Origin of the sequence: Pseudomonas sp. SWRI179, assembly GCF_014268705.1 — a bacterium.
Lineage (GTDB): Bacteria > Pseudomonadota > Gammaproteobacteria > Pseudomonadales > Pseudomonadaceae > Aquipseudomonas > Aquipseudomonas zanjanensis.
On the sequence record NZ_JABWRA010000020.1, the window covers coordinates 75,122 to 97,685 of the forward strand.

The 22,564-nt window shown below is 61.0% G+C and carries 21 protein-coding genes; 12 read left to right on the forward strand and 9 right to left on the reverse strand.

Translation table 11 applies throughout. The features are described 5' to 3' along the window. Positions 1-176: 176 nt before the first annotated feature. Both HU767_RS13790 and HU767_RS13795 read right to left on the reverse strand, forming a co-directional pair. The gene (locus tag HU767_RS13790) at positions 177-404 is read right to left on the reverse strand and encodes a hypothetical protein (RefSeq protein ID WP_003196709.1); all 228 of its coding nucleotides are present in this window, start codon (positions 402-404) and stop codon (positions 177-179) included. Further along, the gene (locus HU767_RS13795; RefSeq protein ID WP_186729762.1) at positions 401-1,612 is read right to left on the reverse strand and encodes a colicin E3/pyocin S6 family cytotoxin; all 1,212 of its coding nucleotides are present in this window, start codon (positions 1,610-1,612) and stop codon (positions 401-403) included. The genes HU767_RS13790 and HU767_RS13795 overlap by 4 nt, the downstream gene beginning before the upstream one ends. 191 nt (positions 1,613-1,803) lie before the next feature. On the opposite strand from HU767_RS13795, the gene HU767_RS13800 reads away from it, so the two are divergent. The 3 genes from HU767_RS13800 to HU767_RS13810 all read left to right on the forward strand — a co-directional run bounded on the left by HU767_RS13800 (position 1,804) and on the right by HU767_RS13810 (position 4,119). Then, positions 1,804-2,157 (forward strand): DUF1493 family protein, encoded by a 354-nt coding sequence (locus HU767_RS13800; RefSeq protein WP_186707299.1) that lies wholly within the window; start codon positions 1,804-1,806, stop codon positions 2,155-2,157. A gap of 199 nt (positions 2,158-2,356) precedes the next feature. Beyond that, complete coding sequence (locus HU767_RS13805; RefSeq protein ID WP_186707300.1) at positions 2,357-2,848, forward strand: helix-turn-helix transcriptional regulator; 492 nt, start codon at positions 2,357-2,359, stop codon at positions 2,846-2,848. After that, on the forward strand, positions 2,848-4,119 hold the full coding sequence (locus HU767_RS13810; protein ID WP_186707336.1) for a HipA domain-containing protein: 1,272 nt from the start codon (positions 2,848-2,850) through the stop codon (positions 4,117-4,119). The genes HU767_RS13805 and HU767_RS13810 overlap by 1 nt, the downstream gene beginning before the upstream one ends. Before the next feature lie 54 nt (positions 4,120-4,173). Here HU767_RS13810 and HU767_RS13815 read toward each other — a convergent pair whose 3' ends face one another. From HU767_RS13815 to HU767_RS13825, 3 genes are all read right to left on the reverse strand, one after another. Further along, the gene (locus tag HU767_RS13815; RefSeq protein ID WP_186707301.1) at positions 4,174-5,718 is read right to left on the reverse strand and encodes a phosphoenolpyruvate carboxykinase; all 1,545 of its coding nucleotides are present in this window, start codon (positions 5,716-5,718) and stop codon (positions 4,174-4,176) included. 178 nt (positions 5,719-5,896) lie between these two features. Continuing rightward, on the reverse strand, positions 5,897-6,799 hold the full coding sequence (gene hslO, locus HU767_RS13820) for an Hsp33 family molecular chaperone HslO (protein ID WP_186707302.1): 903 nt from the start codon (positions 6,797-6,799) through the stop codon (positions 5,897-5,899). Positions 6,800-7,043: 244 nt separating this feature from the next. Further along, positions 7,044-7,448, reverse strand: a complete 405-nt coding sequence (locus HU767_RS13825) for a S4 domain-containing protein (RefSeq protein ID WP_060739670.1) — start codon at positions 7,446-7,448, stop codon at positions 7,044-7,046. 254 nt (positions 7,449-7,702) lie between these two features. Here HU767_RS13825 and HU767_RS13830 point away from each other — a divergent pair, with 254 nt between their 5' ends. Beyond that, positions 7,703-8,167, forward strand: a complete 465-nt coding sequence (locus tag HU767_RS13830) for an ATP-dependent zinc protease (protein ID WP_186707337.1) — start codon at positions 7,703-7,705, stop codon at positions 8,165-8,167. After that, the gene (rimK, locus tag HU767_RS13835; protein ID WP_053117324.1) at positions 8,164-9,069 is read left to right on the forward strand and encodes a 30S ribosomal protein S6--L-glutamate ligase; all 906 of its coding nucleotides are present in this window, start codon (positions 8,164-8,166) and stop codon (positions 9,067-9,069) included. The genes HU767_RS13830 and rimK overlap by 4 nt, the downstream gene beginning before the upstream one ends. Before the next feature lie 89 nt (positions 9,070-9,158). Here rimK and HU767_RS13840 read toward each other — a convergent pair whose 3' ends face one another. Beyond that, a complete protein-coding gene (locus HU767_RS13840; RefSeq protein ID WP_186707303.1) occupies positions 9,159-10,472 on the reverse strand; it encodes an ATP-binding protein in 1,314 nt (437 codons plus the stop codon). A gap of 114 nt (positions 10,473-10,586) precedes the next feature. After that, positions 10,587-11,327, reverse strand: a complete 741-nt coding sequence (gene ompR, locus HU767_RS13845) for a two-component system response regulator OmpR (protein ID WP_003196691.1) — start codon at positions 11,325-11,327, stop codon at positions 10,587-10,589. 358 nt (positions 11,328-11,685) lie between these two features. On the opposite strand from ompR, the gene HU767_RS13850 reads away from it, so the two are divergent. The 7 genes from HU767_RS13850 (at position 11,686) to tauD (ending at position 20,016) form a co-directional block, all read left to right on the forward strand. Further along, entirely contained in the window at positions 11,686-14,010 is a 2,325-nt protein-coding gene (locus tag HU767_RS13850; protein ID WP_186707304.1) for a Tex family protein, read from the forward strand. After that, positions 14,010-14,393, forward strand: a complete 384-nt coding sequence (locus HU767_RS13855; protein WP_122565189.1) for a PaaI family thioesterase — start codon at positions 14,010-14,012, stop codon at positions 14,391-14,393. The genes HU767_RS13850 and HU767_RS13855 overlap by 1 nt, the downstream gene beginning before the upstream one ends. Before the next feature lie 270 nt (positions 14,394-14,663). Continuing rightward, complete coding sequence (gshA, locus tag HU767_RS13860) at positions 14,664-16,247, forward strand: glutamate--cysteine ligase (RefSeq protein WP_186729763.1); 1,584 nt, start codon at positions 14,664-14,666, stop codon at positions 16,245-16,247. Between the two features lie 247 nt (positions 16,248-16,494). Beyond that, positions 16,495-17,472: a taurine ABC transporter substrate-binding protein gene (gene tauA / locus HU767_RS13865; protein ID WP_186707306.1), complete on the forward strand. Its 978-nt coding sequence runs from the start codon at positions 16,495-16,497 to the stop codon at positions 17,470-17,472. 20 nt (positions 17,473-17,492) lie between these two features. Next, a complete protein-coding gene (tauB, locus tag HU767_RS13870; protein ID WP_186729764.1) occupies positions 17,493-18,287 on the forward strand; it encodes a taurine ABC transporter ATP-binding subunit in 795 nt (264 codons plus the stop codon). After that, the gene (gene tauC, locus HU767_RS13875; RefSeq protein ID WP_186707308.1) at positions 18,284-19,123 is read left to right on the forward strand and encodes a taurine ABC transporter permease TauC; all 840 of its coding nucleotides are present in this window, start codon (positions 18,284-18,286) and stop codon (positions 19,121-19,123) included. The genes tauB and tauC overlap by 4 nt, the downstream gene beginning before the upstream one ends. A gap of 50 nt (positions 19,124-19,173) precedes the next feature. Then, positions 19,174-20,016, forward strand: a complete 843-nt coding sequence (gene tauD, locus HU767_RS13880; RefSeq protein WP_186729765.1) for a taurine dioxygenase — start codon at positions 19,174-19,176, stop codon at positions 20,014-20,016. Positions 20,017-20,214: 198 nt separating this feature from the next. Here tauD and mgrA read toward each other — a convergent pair whose 3' ends face one another. Both mgrA and HU767_RS13890 read right to left on the reverse strand, forming a co-directional pair. Next, the gene (mgrA, locus tag HU767_RS13885; RefSeq protein WP_186707310.1) at positions 20,215-21,252 is read right to left on the reverse strand and encodes an L-glyceraldehyde 3-phosphate reductase; all 1,038 of its coding nucleotides are present in this window, start codon (positions 21,250-21,252) and stop codon (positions 20,215-20,217) included. Between the two features lie 330 nt (positions 21,253-21,582). Further along, a complete protein-coding gene (locus HU767_RS13890) occupies positions 21,583-22,473 on the reverse strand; it encodes a LysR family transcriptional regulator (protein WP_186707311.1) in 891 nt (296 codons plus the stop codon). Between the last annotated feature and the right edge of the window lie 91 nt (positions 22,474-22,564).

The following is a 22,564-nucleotide window of genomic DNA, read 5'->3' on the forward strand; positions in this document are numbered from 1 at the left end:
GTCGCTCCTTTGACTGCTGCGATGCCCAAAGCCTAGCGCGGCAACGCGGCGAGTCGAGAAAAGGTCGGGGTCGAATCGATACGGGATGATACAGCCTGAATGGCCGTGACGCTGATCGACTCGGGAGTCAACGCAAGCGCGGAGACGTTTGATAGCTGACAGTTTGAGCTTGGTGTTCAGTCATAAGACGTTAAATAAAGATCCAGTCCTTGAGGAAGAACCAACGATGCCAACCGCTCGATTTCAAGCACTTGCTTTGCTGAAAGCCTGAAGTCCGCACCAATATGATCATTGCTACCTGCCCATTGCATCACGGGCTTCAAGTCCTCCACCGACAAGCTGATGCTCTGCTCAAATACCAGCTCATCCTTGCCAGGATAAAAACCCAACACCCCAAAACTCATGGCTCTACCTTCCTTGTCTTATCCGCTTTTTTGGTCTGTTCGCCCGTGATGTGATTGAACTCACCTAAATGGTTTCCACGCGGGTTGTACTTTTCAAGGGCGCCATGCTGCCGGTCCCATTCATAAATATTGCCTTTCCGGTCGTGCCAACGTGGACGTAATCCTCCACCTCCTTGTACGGGAGTTTTTGACCGACCGCGAACAAGATCAGGAAAAGCAGGAATTACACCTTTCGGGGTCGGGTGATATTTGTGATCAGAAATGCTGAGCACGATATACAACGGCGAAACCCCAGAATCCGCCGGAAACACAAGAATGAAATCCTTGTACTCCGGCGGATAGATCGGGTTGACGATGATGCTGTCCGCCGCAGGTGTCGGCGGAAAAATCCAGATGTGCGGAGCCTGGGGGGCGGCCTCCAGCGCCGGGATGCCCAGCGTCGCGGAGGGATCGACCGCAGGCGTCCAGATCAACTCGACCCCATCGCCAAAGTCCGCTACTTGCTGCTCACCGCGAGTCTGGAACGTCACCACCGGGATCATTTCCCAGTCGCGTCGCGCCTGGGTGTTGTAGCCGTATCCCTTGAGCGTGCCATCGGCCTGGGTCTCGACGTGCAACCGCACCCGCGTACGTGCCTGCTCCATGGAGCGCAGTTGCTCTTCGGTGTACAACGAACCGTCACCCAGGCTCGTGGGCATCAGCAGCCCCACCAGGCCGATCAGTACACCCGCCGCTACAGGCGCAGTGACCGCGCCAGCAGCCCCCGCCGCCACGCCAAGGGAAACCGGCATCGTCCTACCCAAGGCAAACGTGCCGAAGCTTGCCGGCAACGACCCGCTGATGTTCTTAAGCTGAATGCGCCCTGACTCGTCAGCTTGACGCCCGCCCAACAAGGTAAATTGGCCGTACTCCCTCAGGGCTTCAGTTGGGATGTAGCCGCTCGGGTTGTGATAGTCGATCACCGAGTCAGGCAGCTTGCAGGACTTTGCAAATACACAGCCCTTCACGTCGGAAGGTGATGCTTTGCGGACCTGGGTCAGACGCTCGCTCATGTACGCCGTCTGCCTGGCGAGCATGGCCTCATAGGCCTGTTGATCGGCCTCTCTTTTTGCCAGTTCGCTGGGGGTCATGTCCCGCAGGATCCTGTAGCCCCGATCGGCACCGTAATGCTCCCAGACCTGCGGAACGCCGGCCTTTCCTTTCGTCATCTTTTCATCCCTGCTCGGTCGCCGTGGCCCCCCATTAAAAGGGCGTGGCGAACCTTACCGAGCGGCCAGGGAAATACTCAGCAGACGGTTCCGAGACCACTGTGAGATCTTTCTTCTTTTTCCAATGGCCAGCGATTCCCCCTAAACTTTCCCTCCAGACGAACACACGCCAACACCCCGGAAACCTCGCCATGCAGCTCGCCCCAGACTTCCCCGACGATCACACCATGCGCCAGCTCATGGAGCTGCTCCACGAAGAAATCGGCCTGCCCGAACGCAAGACTATTCGCCTGGACACCGCGATCAATCTCGACTTGGGTTGTGACGGCGCGGACGCCCGGCATCTGATGGAAGCCGTGGAGGAACGGTTCGCCATCGAGTTCATCGATTACGACGCCTACCGCTATTTCCAGCCTGAAGGGTTCGATGTGTTTCAAAAGCGCAGGGCCAAGGGCCGGGGGAACAAGCTGCCATTGACCATCGGCATGCTTTACAAGGCGATCAAGGCACAGCGATGGGATACGCGGGAAGTGGAAGAGGCCTAGCTGCTCGAAAGAATAACTGCCATTATTCTCTCTAAATTAGCTAATTTATGCCGGAATAATGCTAGTTAATATAAATTTTTATAAGCATCATGCTCCAAAAATGCACAGTCTCTGGATTTTTTGAGGCAGCGCGATGGGCCTCGAAGCTAAGTGCTAATATTCTGTCAATTAAAGCTTAAAAATGAGGGAATATTGACATATGGCAAAAAAAACAGCGCCTCTCTTGCCCACCACATCCAAGCTGCTGTCCGCCTTCGGTGAGCGGCTCAAGCTTGCCCGGCTGCGCCGCAGGCTGACAGCCCAGCAGGTCGCAGAGAGAGCGGGGATGTCCCTCACAACCTTGAGATCCCTGGAGTCAGGCGGGGCAGGCGTGACCATTGGCGCTTATTTGTCAGTGATGCAGGTGCTGGGCTTGGAAAGAGATTTGGACAACCTAGTGGCAGCCGATGAAATTGGCAGGCAACTGCAAGATGCTCAACTGCTTCCTTCAGCAGGTACAGCGGTTGGTAAAGGTTTGCGCGTTCGCAGGCCTCGCCCCTTGAAAATATCTCCTGCAGCTCACGGCAAGGATACGGACGTGATCGAGAGCAACAGTCCAACTCCTGATGCTCCTGCGGACTTTGCGTTCAACACCCACTCTCTCTCCAATTTGTTAACGAAGAAGAAAACCAAACCTTCGACGGGTGAATGATGACGTTGATAGCTGTGTATGCCGACTGGGAGTCGTTAGAGGGTCCGAGACGCCTTGGTTTCCTGCATGCGAGAAAAGCTCGCTCCACCAACGTATTCGAATTTGAGTACGACGCCGCCGCGCTGTCCGATCCGGAGTTGAACGCCACGGCTCTGGACCCTCGCATAGGGCCCTTTGAAGGCCGTCAGTTTCCAGGCCAGTACCAGACTCGCTTTGGCGTGTTCGCCGATTCGAGCCCTGACCGTTGGGGACAACTGCTGATGAAGCGGCGACTGGAGCGAGACATTCGGGACGGATTGCTTCCCAAGGACAGCAAGCTGTACGAGTCCGACTACCTTTTAGGGGTGCATGATCGCTATCGAGTCGGGGCGCTCCGATACAAACTCAATGACGAAGGCAACTTTCTCGATGACCGCGACGGTGTCGCAGCCCCTCCTTTTGTTGAACTACGCGCCTTGGAGCAAGCAAGCCGAGCACTGGAAAACGATCCAGATAACACAGCCCTCAATGGCCGCGAATGGCTGAAAATGCTGATCGCCCCAGGAGGATCACTCGGTGGAGCCAGGCCCAAGGCCAGCGTCGCAGATGAGCACGGACACCTATGGATCGCCAAGTTTCCAAGCATTCGCGATGACTATGACGTCGGCGGTTGGGAGATGGTGGTGAACGCGCTGGCCAATCATTGTGGTCTACGGGTCGCCACCGGCACTGCTCGACGCTACGGAAGTGATCACCACTGCTTCATGGTCAAACGATTCGACCGTACAGAACGAGGTGGCCGACTGCACTTTTCCTCAGCCATGACCATGACCGACAGGGTGGACGGTGATGATGCCTCGACAGGCGCCAGTTATCTGGAGCTGGCGGAAGTATTGATGAAACATGGCTCACAAGCGAAGGCAGACCTGCGTGAGCTATGGTCTCGGATTGTGTTCAACATTCTGGTCTCCAATACCGACGACCATCTGCGCAATCACGGTTTTATCCTCGAACCAGGCCGAGGATGGCGCTTGTCCGCTGCCTACGACATGAACCCGGTACCACACGCCGATGGGCTGAAACTCAACATCACCGATGCGGACAATGCCCTGGATCTTGAACTCGCCCTTGAGGTGGCTGAGTACTTTCGGGTCAGTCAGATCGATGCTCAGGAGATCATTGCGCAATTCCAAGAGGTGATCAGCCAATGGCCCGTACTGGCTAGTGCTTTGGGGCTATCGAGGCGAGATCAGGACAATATGGCGTCCGCATTTCAGCTTTCACACAAATAGCCTCCCATAAAAAAACCGCCCAAAAAGGGCGGTTTTTTATTCACCAACCAAGCCTTACAGCTGTGGACCTGCCGCCTTGATCGCGTCGCTCACGTCGAACTTCTTGAAGTTCTCGATGAACAGACCGGCCAACGCCTTGGCGGCTTCGTCGTAGGCGGCTTTGTCGGCCCAGGTGTTGCGTGGGTTCAACAGGCCAGTCTCGACGCCTGGAACTGCCAGCGGCACGTCCAGGTTAATGATGTCCAAGTGTTCGGTTTCAGCACCGATCAGCGCGCCGCTCTGGATCGCTGCGATCACAGCACGAGTGGTCGGGATGTTGAAGCGCTTGCCGACGCCGTAGCCACCACCGGTCCAACCGGTGTTGACCAGGTAGACCTTGGAGCCGAAACCGCGGATGCGCTTGATCAGCAGCTCAGCGTATTCACCGGCTGGACGCGGGAAGAACGGGGCGCCGAAGCAGGTGGAGAAGGTCGACTTGATGCCGCTGCCCGAACCCATTTCGGTCGAGCCCACCAGTGCGGTGTAGCCGGACAGGAAGTGGTAGGCGGCTTGTTCTTCGCTGAGGATCGACACCGGCGGCAAAACGCCGGTCAGGTCGCAGGTCAGGAAGATTACAGCGTTTGGCTCGCCACCGAGGTTTTTCGGTGCGCGTTTTTCGATCAGCTCACGCGGGTAGGCGGCGCGGCTGTTCTGGGTCAGGCTGTCGTCGGCGTAGTCGGCTTTCTTGGTGACTGGGTCCAGAACGACGTTTTCCAGTACGGCACCGTGCTGGATGGCTTTCCAGATGACCGGCTCGTTCTTCTCGGACAGGTCGATGCACTTGGCATAGCAACCGCCTTCGATGTTGAAGACCACGCCCACGCCCCAGCCGTGCTCGTCGTCACCGATCAGGTAACGGCTTTCATCGGCGGACAGGGTGGTCTTGCCGGTGCCCGACAAGCCGAAGAACAGGGTCACATCGCCCTCTTCGCCCATGTTCGCGGCGCAGTGCATCGGCAGCACGTCAACAGCCGGCAGCAGGAAGTTCTGCACGGAGAACAGGGCTTTTTTCATCTCACCGGCGTAGCGCATGCCGGCGATCAGCACTTTCTTGGCCGCGAAGTTGATGATCACGGTGCCGTCGGAGTTGGTGCCGTCGCGCTCAGGCTCGCAAACGAAATTCGGCGCGTTGAGGATCTGCCATTCGTCCTTGCCGCCGGCGTTGTACTGCTCGGGGTTGATGAACAGGCAACGGCCGAACAGGTTGTGCCACGCCGTCTCGGTGGTCATCTTGACCGGCAGGTAGTGCGCAGGATCGGAGCCTACATGCACATGGGATACAAAACGCTCGCGCTCGCCCAGGTAGGCTTCAACGCGGCTCCACAGGGCATCGAACTTGTCGGCCGGGAACTTGCGGTTGATCGGGCCCCAGGCGATGGCGTCCTGGGTGGTTGGCTCTTCCACAATGAAACGGTCGACTGGCGAGCGACCGGTACGATGACCGGTACGGACAACCAGCGCGCCAGTATCGGCAAGCTCGCCTTCACCGCGATTCAGGGCTTCTTTGACCAGATCATCGACACTCAGATCGGTGTACACGGCGTTATTGGCTTGCGTCATGAGATTCCCCGTCGGCCCGTGGCCGAGTGCTCCAAACGTTTTGTAGTAGGAAGTCGCGCACTACTACCCGAAAAAAGTGGGCCGGATTATGCCAGAAAACCCCAAAAAGAGTAGGGCCCTCCCGTCAGTACGGCGTAAATCCGGCGTTTGCCAGGAGATTTACCTGCGCTGAACCGTTTTAGTGTCGAGTATCTGACGGTGTGTCGACACCCGCACCGGCGAACAATTGAGCGATGTCCGCCGCGTCGAACAGGTAGCGTTCGTTGCAGAACTGGCAGTCGACTTCGATGGCGCCGCCATGCTCGATCACCAGTTGCTGCGCATCTTCCAGACCCAGACTGACCAGCGCATTGCCGGAACGTTCACGAGAGCAACTGCATTGGAAGCGCAACGGCTGGCCGTCGAACAAGCGCACCTGCTCTTCGTGGTAGAGGCGATGCAGCACCGTTTCGTTGTCCAGGCCCAGTAGCTCATCGGCGCTCAAGGTGCTGGCCAGAGCGGTAATGTGCTGCCAGCTGGCATCACGTTCTTCCGGGTCACGCAGGCGATCGGCAGGCAGCTGTTGCAGCAGCAAACCACGCGCGCGCCGCCCGTCGGCGTAGAGCCAGAAGCGGGTATTGGTCTGCTGGGACATGACGAAGTAGTTGGTGAAGCATTCAGCCAGGGTCGCCCCGTCCAGATCGACGATGCCCTGGTAACGCTGGCCTTGGGTCGGATCGACCGTCAGGGCCAGCACGCCGTTGGGCATCATGTCGGCCAGGGTGGCGTCGGGCGCGATCTGTTCGGCGTCATACCGGGCCAGGCCACGGATCTCACGCTCGCTGGAGCATTCGATCATCAGCAGCGGGACCGGACCTTCGGAGCGCGCCTGGAGAATCAGCAAGCCATCGAACTTCAAGGTGCCCACCAGCAACGCTGCGGCCGCCATCAGCTCGCCGAGCATTTGTGCGACCGGCTCCGGATAGGGGTGCTTGGCGAGGACTTCGGCGTAGCTACGCTCCAACGCCACCAGCTCGCCACGGGCGTCGCTGTCATCGAAGATGAAACGCTGGGTGTAGTCGGTATCCGGTAAATCAGTCATAGGGTCTGGTATCTGAAGTGATGACAAATGATGGCAGGCATTTTAGGGGCATTCAGGGTGGGTTCCAAGCAAGGCTTGGGTTTGCCTGACGGGAAGGGACTGACGCCCATCTGAATGTGTAGGCTGACACATTGTGGCGAGGGAGCTTGCTCCCGCTCGGTTGCGCAGCGACCGCAAGATTTCGGGGCCGCTGCGCAGCCCAGCGGGAGCAAGCTCCCTCGCCACGGGTGACATGACCGGCGTTTTATTCGTTGTTGCTGCCATGAAACTTGAACAGGTCCCGGCGCTGCTTCTTGCTCGGTTTGCCGTCGGTGCTGACCCCCAGGGCGCCGGCCTTGCGTTGCGCGGCGGCGGCTTCGCGCTTGGCGATGCTGGCTTCGGTTTCACGATACAGCGCCTGTGCTTCAGGCGCGCCGCGCCGCACGATCGACAGGGCCTCGACCACCACGGTCTTTTCATCGAACCCGGTGCGGATGACAAACTCGTCGCCGATACGTGGCTCCTTGCCCGGCTTGCAACGTTCTCCCCGGTGATGGACCTTGCCGCTTTCGATGGCGGTCTTGGCCAGGGCCCGCGTCTTGTAGAATCGCGCCGCCCATAACCATTTATCGAGACGGACCTTGTCGTCCTCTTCCTTTTTTTGTGCCACTGCCATTCCTCTTTTCTGCCAATAGCCGGAACTGTACTACCGTTTTTGTCGGGCGCACGAATCCGGCCCGACGGATAGAATGCCCGTCAAACCGACGCCGTACGCATCGCTGGGGTCGGAATCGGTTACAAGCACAAACAAGTGCGTAGATAACTGTCGCCATTTTGTGATTATTCTGCGTGAATACCGCGATTCGCGGAGTCCACGATCCGATGCACTGATCGCAGGTTTTTTTATTGAAGATTTTTGACCATTTGACCGTTGTCGGTCTGCGCGAGTGGGTGGCGCTCCCGGATCTGGGAGTCGCCGGCCTGCGGGCAAAAATCGACACCGGGGCCAGCACCTCCAGCCTGCATGCCACTGACATCGAACCCTTCGAGCGCGATGGCGAAAAGTGGGTACGCTTCACCGCGCACCTCGGCACGGTGGTGCAGTTGCGCCATCGCCGCTGCGAAGCCCCGCTGGTGGCGCGCAAGACCATCAAGAGTTCCAACGGCCACGCTCAGGTCCGCTACGTGATCAGCACCACGTTGGCGCTGGGCGACCGGATCTGGCGGGTCGAGTTCACCCTGGCCTGCCGCAAATCCATGCGATATCGCCTGTTACTGGGTTCCAAAGCCTTGATCGACGGCCAACTGGTGGTCAATCCGGGTAGCAAATACGTTCAAGACAAGCCGGCATTCCCGGTGTCCACTACCTCTGCCACAGGTGTTGCATGAAGATCGCTGTGCTGTCGCGTAATCCGCGTCTGTATTCCACCCGTCGCCTGGTCGAAGCAGGGACCGAACGTGGCCATGAAATGGTGGTGATCGATACCCTGCGCGCCTACATGAACATCGCCAGCCACAAGCCGCAGATCCATTACCGTGGCAAACCGCTGGAAGGGTTCGACGCGGTGATCCCGCGGATCGGCGCATCCGTGACGTTCTATGGCTGCGCGGTGTTGCGCCAGTTCGAAATGATGGGGGTGTTTCCCCTCAACGAGTCGGTAGCCATCGCCCGTTCCCGGGACAAATTGCGCTCGTTGCAGCTGCTGTCACGGCGTGGGATCGGCCTGCCGGTCACCGGTTTTGCCCACTCCCCCGACGATATTCCCGACCTGATTGCGATGGTCAACGGCGCACCGCTGGTGATCAAGGTGTTGGAAGGCACCCAGGGCATCGGCGTGGTCCTGTGTGAGACCGCGACGGCGGCGGAGTCGGTGATCGAAGCGTTCATGGGCCTGAAGCAGAACATCATGGTCCAGGAATACATCAAGGAAGCCGGGGGCGCAGACATTCGCTGCTTCGTGGTCGGCGACAAAGTGATTGCCTCGATGAAACGCCAGGCCAAGCCCGGTGAGTTCCGCTCCAACCTGCATCGCGGCGGCAGCGCCAGCCTGATCAAGATCACGCCGGAAGAGCGCATGACCGCCCTGCGGGCCGCAAAGGTCATGGGCCTGGCCGTGGCCGGCGTGGATATCCTGCGCTCCAATCATGGGCCGCTGGTGATGGAGGTCAATTCCTCGCCGGGCCTGGAAGGCATCGAGACCACCACGAACAAGAACGTGGCGGGAATCATCATCGAGCACCTGGAAAAGAATGGCGGGCCGAACATGACCCGGACCAAGGGCAAGGGTTAATTCAACACAAATCCCTGTGGGAGCTAGCTTTTGTGGGAGCCCCACAGGACTCGCTCCCACAGCTTCTCTGTCTTGCTTGAGAGAGATCGCTACACCGCATCCCGAGGCAGCATCAAGCCCAACGGCAACCGCACCCGAGCTTCCAATCCACCACCGGCGCGGTTGCGCAGCTCGACGTTGCCGCCGTGCATCGAGGCGATGCGCTTGACGATGGCCAGGCCCAGCCCCGTGCCCTTCCCCCCACGGGCGCGATCGCCCCGGGTGAAGGGGTTGAAGATGGCTTCCAGCTCCGAGGGATCGATGCCGGCGCCACGGTCCATGACGCTCAGCACCACGTAGGGCGCGCTGGTGTCGCCGGAGACATAGGCCGCGACTTCGACGCCAGCACCGGCATGGTTCAGGGCATTGCCGATCAGGTTGTTCAGCAAACGCTTCATCGACACCCGGCGTAATGGAAACGGCTGGATCGGTTCCAGGCGCAACTGCACTTTCTCGTCGTTCTGGTTATAGGGCGCGACCACTTCCCGCACCAACTCGCTGAGGTCCACCTCTTCCACGGACTCATCACGTCCGTCGCGAATGAACGCCAGGAACTGGTCGAGAATCGCGTCCATATCCTCAATATCGCGGACCATCTCGTCGGTCAGGTCGGTGTGCTCACCCATCAACTCCAACGACAGCCGCAGCCGGGTCAGCGGCGTACGCAGGTCGTGGGAGACGCCCGCAAGCATCAATTCGCGCTCGCGCCCGGCCTGTTCCACATCCTCGGCCATCTGGTTGAAGGCACGGTAGACCTCAGTCATCTCGCTGGGCGTATCGCTGATGGGCAGCCGCACGCTGCGCCCCTGGCCCAGTTGCCGAGCGGCGTAGACCAGGCGCTTCAACGGTTGGTTGAGCTGGCTGACGAAGATCCACGCCGACGCGGTCGACAGCAGGCCGATAGCCAGGAACCAGCCGAGCACGTTCCAGATTTTCTGACCGCGCAGCGGATGCGGATACAGCGGCACCTTCAGCCAGCCATCCCCCAGGCTCGGGGCTCGCACCCAAAGCGCCGGCGGCGAATGCATGCGCAATCGCACCTCGGTGTCGGCGCCCAGTTCGGCCTGCATCTGGCGTTGATAAATCTCGCTGTACGGCCAGTGCTGCTCGCCCACCGGCACGCCGGCACCGACGACGCGGATCAGCGTCGCCGCCTCGGCGATTTTCGCCCGGTTGGTTTCGTCCGCCGCCCAATAAGCCCGCAGGGTCAGAGCAACACCATGGCTGTACTGCCGATCCACGAGCACGTCTTCGTTCATCAGCAGGTACACCAACGTCAGTGCCTTGGAGAAGAGCACGACGATCAGCACCAGCCAGAGGGTGCGGGAGAAGAAACTCTGGGGGAACCACACGGGGGTTTTCATGAATAACCGCTACACACTTGCAGGAGCGAGCGATGCTCGCACAATGACAGACCGCGAGTCGCCTGGAAGAAGACATTTCAACCGGCCAGGCCACCCGCTCCTACAAATCGCCGATCACTTGCTGGCGGCGCCATCCGGCACGAACACATAACCGACGCCCCAGACGGTCTGGATGTACCGCGGCTTGGAAGGATCGGGCTCGATCATCCGGCGCAGGCGGGAAATCTGTACGTCGATGGAGCGCTCCAGCGCATCCCACTCACGGCCACGGGCCAGGTTCATCAGTTTGTCGCGGGTCAGCGGCTGGCGGGCGTTCATCACCAGGGCCTTGAGCACGGCGAACTCACCGGTGGTGAGCATGTGGACCTCATCGCCGCGCTTGAGCTCGCGGGTGGCCAGGGACAGTTCATAGTCGCCGAAGGTCACGCTTTCGTCTTCGCTGCCCGGCGCACCCGGCACCGGTGCCGACTGGCGACGCAGCACCGCCTTGACGCGGGCCATCAGCTCGTCGGGGTTGAACGGCTTGGCCAGGTAATCGTCGGCGCCCAGTTCAAGGCCCTTGATACGGCTCAGCTCGTCGCCCTTGGCGGTGAGCATGATGATCGGGATCTGGTTGTTGGCGCCGCGCAGGCGGCGGCAGGCAGTCAGGCCGTCTTCGCCGGGTAGCATCAGGTCGAGTACGACCAGGTTGAACACTTCACGGGCCAGCAACCGGTCCATTTGCTCGGTGTTCGGAACGGTGCGGGCGCGGTAGCCCTTGCTGACGAAAAAACGCTCCAGCAGGCTGCTCAGCCCTGGATCGTCGTCAACAATCAGAATTTTTTCGCCTTCAGCAGTTTGTGCAGTGCTGCTCATAGGAAGCTCCTTTGATCTTGGCGCGCATTATGGCTTAGCTGCCGTTATACGCACCGTGTGCATTGTTAGCAGATTTTTCCTCTATCTCCAGCAAACCGCCCATCAAAGCCACATTCCACAACGCCCCCCGAACAGCGGAACGCTGGTTATAATGCGCGGCCCTTTGTGCCAGGGCAGACCGGATCGCCGGATCGGCGCCGCGCTTTATTATCTTGGCCAGGCAGCACTTTTTGAATTTCGCGGGTCAACAGGCAGCCTTTTGACCCAGGCAGCGGCGCATGCCAGGCCGCTCAACCAGTCTCGCCGAGCCCTGTTTCTGCGGTGGCGAGCCTGATTTCACAATTTGTCAGGTGGTTTTATGGACAGCATCAACAGCCGCATCGCCGAGGAACTCGGTGTACGCCCACAGCAGGTCGAAGCGGCCGTCGCGCTACTCGATGAAGGCTCCACGGTGCCTTTCATCGCCCGTTACCGGAAAGAAGTGACCGGCAGCCTCGATGACACCCAATTGCGGCATCTGGAAGAGCGCCTGCGCTACCTGCGAGAACTCGACGAACGGCGTATCAGCATCCTGGCCAGCATCCAGGAGCAGGGCAAGCTGACCCCGCAACTCGAGCGCGACATCAAGTTGGCCGACACCAAGACCCGTCTCGAAGACTTGTACCTGCCCTACAAGCAAAAGCGCCGCACCAAGGGCCAGATCGCCCTGGAAGCCGGCCTCGGCGAGCTGGCCGACGGCCTGTTCAACGACCCGACCCTGGCCCCGGAAACCGAAGCCGCGCGCTTCGTCGATGCCGAAAAAGGCGTGGCGGACGTGAAGGCGGCGCTGGAAGGCGCCAAGTACATCCTCATGGAGCGTTTCGCCGAAGACGCCAACCTGCTGGAAAAGCTGCGCAGCTACCTCAAGCAGGAAGCCACCCTCAGCGCCCGGGTCATCGCCGGCAAGGAAGAGGAAGGCGCCAAGTTCCGCGACTATTTCGAACACGACGAACCGCTCAAGAGCATGCCGTCCCACCGCGCCCTGGCGATTTTCCGTGGTCGCAACGAAGGCATTCTCAGTTCTGCACTGAAGGTCGGTGAAGAATTGCCCGGCACCATGCACCCGTGCGAAGGCATGATCGGCCAGCAGTTTGGCATCCAGAACCAGAACCGCGCCGCCGACAAATGGCTGGCCGAAGTGGTGCGCTGGACCTGGAAGGTCAAGCTCTACACCCATCTGGAAACCGACCTGCTGGGCGAGTTGCGTGACAACGCCGAAACCGAGGCGATCAACGTGTTCGCCCACAACCTGCACGATTTGTTGCTGGCCGCGCCGGCCGGCCCGCGCGCCACCCTGGGCCTTGACCCGGGCCTGCGCACCGGTTGCAAGGTGGCCGTGGTGGATTCCACCGGCAAACTGCTGGACCACGCCACGGTCTACCCGCACGTGCCGCACAACAAGTGGGACCAGACCCTCGCCGTGCTCGCCGCCCTGTGCGCCAAGCATTCGGTGGACCTGATCGCCATCGGCAACGGCACCGCCAGCCGTGAGACCGACAAGCTGGCCGCCGAGCTGATCAAGAAATACCCAGCCATGAAGATGACCAAGGTCATGGTCTCCGAGGCCGGCGCTTCGGTTTACTCGGCGTCGGAACTGGCTTCCAAGGAATTCCCGGACCTGGACGTGTCGATCCGTGGCGCGGTGTCCATCGCCCGTCGCCTGCAGGATCCACTGGCAGAGCTGGTGAAGATCGACCCTAAATCCATTGGTGTCGGCCAGTACCAGCACGACGTCTCCCAACTGAAACTGGCGCGCGGCCTGGACGCCGTGGTGGAAGATTGCGTGAACGCCGTGGGCGTGGACGTGAACACCGCTTCGGTGGCGCTGTTGGCGCGCATTTCCGGCCTGAACGCCACGCTGGCGCAGAACATCGTCACCCACCGTGACGAACACGGCGCGTTCAAGACCCGCGCCGCGCTGAAGAAGGTCCCACGCCTGGGCGAGAAAACCTTCGAACAGGCCGCCGGTTTCCTACGAGTCATGAATGGCGACAATCCGCTCGATTCGTCGGCGGTCCACCCTGAAGCCTACCCGCTGGTGCAACGTATCGCCGCCCAGACCGACCGCGACATCCGCTCGCTGATCGGTGACGCCGCGTTCCTCAAGCGCCTGGATCCGAAGAAATTCACCGACGAAACCTTCGGCCTGCCGACCGTGACCGACATCCTGCAAGAACTGGAGAAACCGGGCCGCGACCCACGTCCAGAGTTCAAGACCGCCGAGTTCCAGGACGGCGTCGAAGACCTCAAGGACCTGCAACCGGGCATGATCCTCGAAGGCGTGGTGACCAACGTCACCAACTTCGGTGCCTTCGTCGACATCGGCGTGCACCAGGACGGTCTGGTACACATCTCGGCCTTGTCCGAGAAGTTCATCAAGGACCCGCGCGAAGCGGTGAAGGCCGGCGATGTGGTGAAAGTGAAGGTCATGGAAGTCGACATCCCACGCAAACGCGTCGGCCTGTCGATGCGTATGAGCGACACGCCGGGCGAGAAAGTCGACGGTGCCCGTGGTGCGCGTCCTGGCTCGACGCCACGCCAGTCGCAAAACACCGCGCCGCGCAAGGAAACCGCCACCGCGGCCCCGGCGAACAGCGCCATGGCTTCGTTGTTCGCCAACGCCAAGCAGTTGAAGAAACGCTGATGGACGCACCGGCCGGGTTGGTGGAGAGCGCGTTCTTCAAGCTGCTCGGCTGCCGTCTGCAGAGCCTTGGGGATGGGGTGGCGCAAGTCGCCCTGAGCCTCGAACCGCCGCTGCGCAACCGCGGCGGCAAGCTGCACGGCGGCGCGCTGTTCAGCCTGGTGGACATTGCCATGGGACTGGCCTGCTCCAGTGTCCATGGCTTTGACCAGCAGAGCGCGACCATCGAATGCAAGATCAACTACATTCGCGCCGTGTCCGACGGCGACGTGTTGTGCACCGCCCGGGTCATCCACCCCGGCCGGCGCACGCTGGTGGTCGAGGCCGAGGTGATGCAAGGCGACAAACTGGTCGCAAAAGCGCAAGGCACGTTCGCTGTCCTATAGCTCCCTGTCATCGATTTGAGTTAATTTCGACGCATGAATGCGGTGTCGAAATTTCTCCGTGGGAGCGGGCTTGCTCGCGAAGGCGGTGTGTCAGGCGACTACAATGTTGACTGACAGTCCCTATTCGCGAGCAAGCCCGCTCCCACAGGGGATCGAGGCGATCAGTCCTTGACCCAAAAAACCAGGCGAAAACGCCAGTTTTAACTTCACCCTTGTAGACCGTCTTGCCCACCCCCATATTGGGGCGACTGACGCGTGAAGGAATTCAACTTGAGCGACCTTTTAAACCGCCGCCTGGCCCTGCTCGGCGAGCGCGCCAACCTCTCCCTGCTCGAACAGTGCCTGCACGGCATCGAGCGCGAATGCCTGCGCGTCACTGGCGATGGGCGACTGGCGCAGACCCCGCATCCCAAGGCCCTGGGCTCGGCGCTGACCAACGAACAGATCACCACCGACTATTCCGAGTCGCTGCTGGAATTCATCACGCCGGCCCTGGCCGACCCGGCCGATACCCTGCGCAGCCTCGACAAGATCCACCGGTTTGCCTACAGCAAGCTCGGCGACGAGTACTTGTGGAGCCCCTCGATGCCGTGCCCGTTGCCGGCGGAAGAAGACATCCCGATCGCGTATTACGGCACCTCGAATATCGGTCGGCTCAAGTACGTCTATCGCCAGGGCCTGGCCCTGCGCTACGGCAAGACCATGCAGTGCATTGCCGGTATCCACTACAACTTTTCCCTGCCGGAAAAACTCTGGCCGCTGCTCCGGCAGGACGAAGCCGCCGAGGTGAGCGACCGTGACTTCCAGTCGTCAGCCTACATCGCGCTGATCCGCAATTTCCGCCGCTACAGCTGGTTGCTGATGTACCTGTTCGGTGCCTCGCCGGCCCTGGACATCGGTTTCCTGCGAGGCCGTCCGCACCAGTTGGAGCAGTTGGATCCGGACACCTTGTACCTGCCCTACGCCACCAGCCTGCGCATGAGCGACCTGGGTTACCAAAGCAACGCCCAAGCCGGCCTCACGCCGTGCTACAACGACCTGGCGAGCTACACCGACAGCCTGCGCAAAGCGGTGGCGACGCCCTACGCACCGTACGTCGAAGTCGGCACGCACCAGAACGGCGAGTGGGTGCAGCTCAATACCAACATCCTGCAGATCGAAAACGAGTATTACTCCAACATCCGCCCCAAACGCGTGACCTACACCGGCGAGCGGCCGATCCAGGCCTTGATGGCCCGGGGTATCCAGTACGTCGAAGTGCGTTGCCTGGACATTAACCCGTTCCTGCCGATGGGCATCGATCTCACCGAGTCGCGCTTCCTCGATGCGTTCCTGCTGTATTGCGGCCTCAACGACAGCCCGCAGCTGGAAAACAACGAATGCGGCAACGCCACCAGCAACTTCCTGACCGTGGTCAAGGAAGGCCGCAAGCCTGGCCTGCAATTGCAGCGTCAGGACCAAGCGGTGGATATGCAGACCTGGGCCGTCGAATTGCTGGAAAAAATCGCCCCGCTGGCCTCGTTGCTCGACCAGAGCCAGGGTGGCGATGCCCACCGCCAGGCCCTGGATGCGCAACTGGCGAAAGTCCGCGACCCGTCCTTGACCCCTTCCGCCCAGGTGCTCGCCGCCATGGCCGAACACCAGGAAAGCTTCGCCCAGTTCTCCCTGCGCCAGAGCAAGGCCCACGCCGAGTTCTTCCGCGCCGAGCCGTTGCCTGCCCAGGAGCAAGCGACGTTCGAGGAAACTGCCCGTAAGTCATTGGTCCAGCAGGCCGAGCTGGAACAGAACGAGGTGGGGGATTTCGATGTGTTCGTGGGCTCGTATCAGGCGAGCATCCTGGCGATCAGCAACTGACACCTCGCTGACAAGAACGCTTTTGTGGCGAGGGAGCTTGCTCCCGCTCGGCTGCGCAGCAGTCGTAAAAACGGGCCTGCTGCGCAATCCAGCGGGAGCAAGCTCCCTCGCCACAAAGGTTCCGAGCCGCTCTCGATAGATTTTTTCGAAAATAAGCTCATTCGAAAAAGTTATTTATTTTCTAATTCTTAGATCATTTAGTCTCCTCCAACGCCGAACTCCCGGCGGCCTGTTGAGGAGCTTCCCCATGTCTTTGCGCTTCCCCCTTCGCCTTCTCGCAGCCGCCTCCCTGGCTGCAACGAGTCTTTTTGCCCAGGCGGCCGACCTGACCGTCGCTTACCAGACCACCGTCGACCCGGCCAAAGTCGCCCAGGCCGATGGCGCCTATGAAAAAGCCACCCAAGCCAAGATCGACTGGCGCAAGTTCGACAATGGCGCCGACGTCATCACTGCCATTGCCTCGGGCGATGTGCAGATCGGCTACCTCGGTTCCAGCCCGTTGACCGCGGCCATTACCCGCCAGGTCCCGGTGGAAACCTTCCTCATCGCCACGCAGATCGGCGCCGCCGAAGCCTTGGTGGTGCGTGACGGCTCTGGCATCAATTCACCAAAAGACCTGATCGGCAAGAAAATCGCCGTGCCGTTCGTCTCCACGGGCCACTACAGCCTGCTCGCCGCGTTGAAGCACTGGAACATCGACCCGTCGACAGTCACCGTGCTCAACCTGGCGCCACCGGCCATCATCGCTGCCTGGAAGCGTGGCGACATCGACGCGACTTATGTCTGGGACCCGGCCCTGGGCGTGGCCAAGGAAAACGGCAAGGTGCTGATCACCTCCGCGGAGCTGGCCAAGTTCGGCGCACCGACCTTCGACGCCTGGATCGTGCGCAAGGACTTCGCCCAGAAGCATCCCGAGATTGTCACCGCCTTCGCCAAAGTGACCCTGGATGCCTACGCCCAGTACCGCAAGGACCCACAGGCCTGGCTGGCCGATGCGTCCAACGTCGACAAACTGGTGAAGCTTTCCGGCGCCAAGGCCAGCGATATCCCGCTGTTGCTGCAAGGCAACGTCTTCCCCCTGGCAGCCGATCAGGTCGTGAGCCTCGGCGCGCCGACTACCCAAGCCATCACCGACACCGCGGCGTTCCTGAAGGAGCAAGGCAAGGTCGACGCCGTGCTGCCGGACTACGCACCGTACGTCAGCGCCAAATACATCACTCGCTGATCGAAAAAGGGAGACACGCGATGGCCTTGCTACAGCTGGAGCGCATCAGCGCACAGTACCCCGGCGCGACGGAACCGGTGCTGGCGGATATATCCCTGACCCTGGGGCCGAAGCAATTGCTGGTTGCCCTCGGCCCGTCCGGCAGCGGCAAGACCTCGCTGTTGAACCTGATTGCCGGGTTCGTCGAGCCCAGCGCCGGACAGATCACCCTCGACGGCACACCCGTCAAGGGCCCGGGCGCCGAGCGCGGCGTGGTGTTCCAGGACGATGCGCTGCTGCCTTGGCAGGACGTGTTGGCAAACGTTGGGTTCGGCCTGGAACTGGCCGGGGTCGCCAAGCAAACGCGCGAAACCCGGGCTCGGGAAATGCTGGCACTGGTGGACCTGGCCGGCTTCGAGCAACGCCGCGTCTGGCAGCTCTCCGGCGGCCAGAAACAACGTGTTGGCCTGGCCCGGGCATTGGCGGCCAACCCTCGCGTGCTGTTGATGGACGAACCGTTCGGTGCCCTGGATGCCTTCACCCGCGAGCAGATGCAGGAACTGTTGCTGCAGGTCTGGCAGCGCACCGCCAAGCCGGTGTTCCTGATCACCCATGACATTGAAGAAGCCGTGTTCCTTGCCACTGACTTGATTCTGCTGGCACCGAACCCGGGGCAAATCGTCGAGCGCCTGAGCCTGGATTTCGGCCAGCGCTACGGGGCCGGGGAATCGGCGCGCTCGATCAAGTCCGACCCGCGCTTCATCGAAACCCGCGAGCATGTGCTCGCCAAAGTGTTCTCCCAACGCAGCGCCACTCGGCCACAGGAGCGCGCATGAGCAGCTATGAAATTCCAGCGGTGGTCCGTGACGCGGCGACCAAGCCCACGGCCCGTGGCTTGAGACTCCACCTGAGCACGCGCTGGATCAGCGGCTTGACCCTGATCGCCTTGCTGGTGATCTGGTGGGCAGTCACCGCCAGCGGCCTGATCGAACCGCTGTTCCTGCCCTCACCGTCGGCCGTGCTGGAAAAAGGCTGGCTGCTGGCGACTCGCGGCTACATGGATTCCACCCTCTGGCAGCACTTGGCCGCCAGCCTTGAACGCATTGGCCTGGGACTGTTGTGCGCGGTACTGACGGCGGTGCCGGTGGGCATCGCCATCGGCGCCAACCGCATCGCGCGCGGCGTGCTCGATCCGTTGATCGAGTTCTACCGGCCGATTCCACCGTTGGCGTACCTGCCGTTGATCGTGATCTGGTGCGGCATCGGCGAGCTGTCGAAGGTGCTGCTGATCTACCTGGCGATCTTCGCCCCGATTGCCATTGCCACCGCCACCGGCGTGCGCACGGTCGATCGGGCCAAACTGCGCGCGGCGCAATCGTTGGGTGCCACGCGGGCCCAGTTGATTCGCCATGTGATCGTGCCCAGTGCCCTGCCGGACATTCTCACCGGCATTCGCATTGGCCTGGGTGTGGGTTGGTCGACGCTGGTGGCCGCCGAACTGATTGCCGCCACCAGTGGCCTGGGGTTCATGGTGCAGTCGGCGGCGCAGTTCCTCGTTACTGACGTGGTGGTGCTGGGCATCCTGGTGATCGCACTGATCGCCTTCGCCATGGAAATGGGCCTGCGCGCCCTGCAACGCAAACTGGTGCCGTGGCACGGCCAGATCCATTGATATCCAATGACCACGCCGACCATTCGGCGCCCCAGACCGAGAACATTGCGATGAACCGTCCGACCATTACGCCTTTGAGCACCGCCCTCGGCGCGCAGATCGATGGGATCGACATCAGCCAGCCGCTGAGCCTGGCGGATCGCGACACCGTTGAGCAGGCGCTGCTTGAGCATCAGGTATTGTTTTTCCGCAACCAGCCGATCGAGCCGCCCCAGCAGGCACGCTTCGCCGCGTATTTTGGCGACCTGCACATTCATCCGATCTACCCCAACGTGCCGGAGCAGCCCGAAGTATTGGTACTCGACACCGCCGTCACCGATGTGCGCGACAACGCCGTGTGGCACACCGACGTGACCTTTCTCTCGACGCCCGCCCTGGGCGCGGTGCTCAGCGCCAAGCTGCTACCGGCGGTGGGTGGCGATACGTTGTGGGCCAGTGGCATCGCCGCCTACGAAGCCTTGTCGACGCCCATGAAACGTTTGCTGGAAGGCCTGACGGCGACCCACGATTTCACCCGCTCGTTTCCGTTGGAGCGGTTTGGCAATAGCGCCGAGGACCTGGCGCGCTGGGAAGAAGCACGGCGAAAAAACCCGCCGCTGTCCCATCCGGTGATCCGCACTCACCCGGTGAGCGGGCGACGGTCGATGTTCGTCAATGAAGGCTTCACTACGCGCATCAACGAGCTGTCGGACACCGAGAGCGAGGTGATCCTGAAACTGCTCTTCGCCCATGCCACCCGCCCGGAGTTCACCCTGCGCTGGCGCTGGCAGGTCAACGACGTGGCGTTCTGGGACAACCGCGTCACCCAGCATTTTGCCGTGGACGACTACCGCCCTGCCCGGAGGGTGATGCACCGTGCGACGGTGTTGGGGGATGTGCCGTTTTTCAGGTGAGTGTCTTGCCCGAATGTTTTTCCGGGGTAACGCATATCCCCGTGGCGAGGGAGCTTGCTCCCGCTCGACTGCGCAGCAGTCGCAAAACCTGCCCCACTGCTTTTCCTGATACGCAGTGTTGAATGGGTTTGGGGCCGCTTCGCGGCCCAGCGGGAGCAAGCTCCCTCGCCACAGGGATTTGTGTGCACCCTACTGGCGTTACTCAGCCGACGAAGGCTTCTCCCAAAGATTGATCCCGCCTTCCTGGGCAAACCGGTCGATCTCGGCCAGTTCGTCGGCGCTGAAACTCAAATTCTGCAACGCCGCGACGTTCTCGATGATCTGCTCCGGCCGGCTGGCGCCGATCAGGGCGGAGGTGATCCGTGGGTCGCGCAAAGTCCAGGCCAGGGCCATCTGAGCCAGGCTCTGGCCGCGTCGCTGGGCGATCTCATTGAGCGCCCGCACGTGGGCAAGGTTCTCCTGCGACAAGTGCGAAGCCTGCAACGAACCGCCCCCCGGACGATTCACTCGGGCATCGGCCGGAACGCCCTTGAGGTACTTGTCGGTCAGCAGGCCTTGGGCCAAGGGGGTGAAGGCGATCACACCCGTACCCAATTCCTCGGTGGCATCCAGCAGGTCTTTTTCCACCCAGCGGTTGAGCAGGTTGTAGGCCGGTTGGTGAATCAGCAAGGGGACTTTCCATTCCTTGAGCAGCGCCGCCATTTCCCGGGTCTTCACTCCGGAATACGAGGAAATGCCGATGTACAGCGCCTTGCCCTGCTGCACCGCAGTGGCCAGCGCACTGGCGGTTTCTTCCAGGGGCGTATCGGGGTCGAAACGGTGGGAATAAAAGATATCCACATAGTCCAGCCCCAGGCGCTGCAGGCTCTGGTCGAGGCTGGCCAGCACGTATTTGCGCGAGCCCCCGCCCTGGCCGTAAGGCCCCGGCCACATGTCCCAACCGGCCTTGCTGGAGATGATCAACTCATCGCGGTACTGCTTGAAATCTTCGCGTAGCAAGCGGCCGAAATTGATCTCGGCGCTGCCGTAGGGCGGGCCGTAATTGTTCGCCAGGTCGAAATGGTTGATGCCCAGGTCGAACGCCGTGCGCAGCAAGGCGCGCTGGGTGTCGATGGGCGTGCTGTCGCCAAAGTTATGCCACAACCCCAGCGACAACGCCGGCAGCACCAGCCCGCTGCGCCCGACGCGGCGGTAAGGAATGGACTCGTAGCGGTTTTGCGCAGCGGTGTAGGTCATCGAAAAGGCTCTCTGTTCGGACGGCTGGAGGCAGAAGCTAACATTTCACAGACGCCTCGGTCAGGCGGAAAGTTCGCGAATCAGGTGTGGGAGCGAGCTTGCTCGCCAACGCATCTGCCCAGACAACCCAGAACCCGTGGCGAGGGAGCTTGCTCCCGCTGGCCTGCGCAGCAGGGCCCCAGCATGCTGACAGGCAGAACGCGTTGTTTGATTTTACGACTGCTGCGCAGCCGAGCGGGAGCAAGCTCCCTCGCCACAGGGGCTTGGCAATGGCCGGAATTTGGTACCCATCCCACAGGGTTTTGCAGTGCGAGGAAATCGGGGACCACGTTAACGCGCCTGCGCAAACACCTCCGCCACCCAATCCACAAACACGCGAACCCGCGGCGACATGAGTCGGTTGTGCGGATAGAGCACCGACACCGGCATGGACGGTGGTGGGGTGTGGGTGAGGACCTCCTGCATCAGGCCCTGCCGGATCGGCTCTTCCATTCGGTAATGCGGGCATTGGATCAGGCCCAGGCCGGCGATGGCCGAGGCGGCGTAGATTTCCGCGCCGGACACCGACAACGTCCCCCCGATCGGCACCTCCTTGAGTTCGCCATCGACCATGAACTCGAATGGATACAGCTTGGCGGTGGTCCGCGAGACGTAATTCACTGCCCGGTGATGCTTCAAGTCATCGAGGCTTTTCGGTTCGCCGTACTGGCGAAGGTAACCGGGACTGGCACAGGTGATCTGCCGAAGATTGGCGACACGCCGACCAATCAATGAAGAGTCCGCCAACGTACCGGAGCGCAGCACGCAATCGACGCCTTCGGCTATCAGGTCGACGAAACGATCTGCTTCGCTGATGAACAGTTCTATTTCGGGGTAGCGGGCCATGAATTGTGGCAACGCCGGAATGACGAAATACCGAGCCTGGGTGCCGTGCAGGTCTACTCTCAGTTTGCCTTTGGGCGCCACGCCACGAAACGCCAGTTCGGCTTCTTCCAGCTCCGCCAGCAATTGCACGCAGCGCGGGTAATAGGCTTCGCCGTCGAGGGTCGGGCGCACCTTGCGGGTGCTGCGCTCCAGCAAACGCACGCCCAGCCAGGCTTCGAATTGGTTGAGTGTGTGGGTCAGCGTGGCCCGGGGCATGTTCAGGTCTTCAGCGGCCAGGGTGAAACTGCTGCGCTCGTAGATGCGGACAAACACCCTCATTGCCTTGACCTGATCCATCTGAATCCTGCGCTCTGATTGTTGGGAAATGTTGAACAGTCAAGGCAACTTTCCGGCATTTATCGCCAAGAGTAAACATGTGAATCTGGCT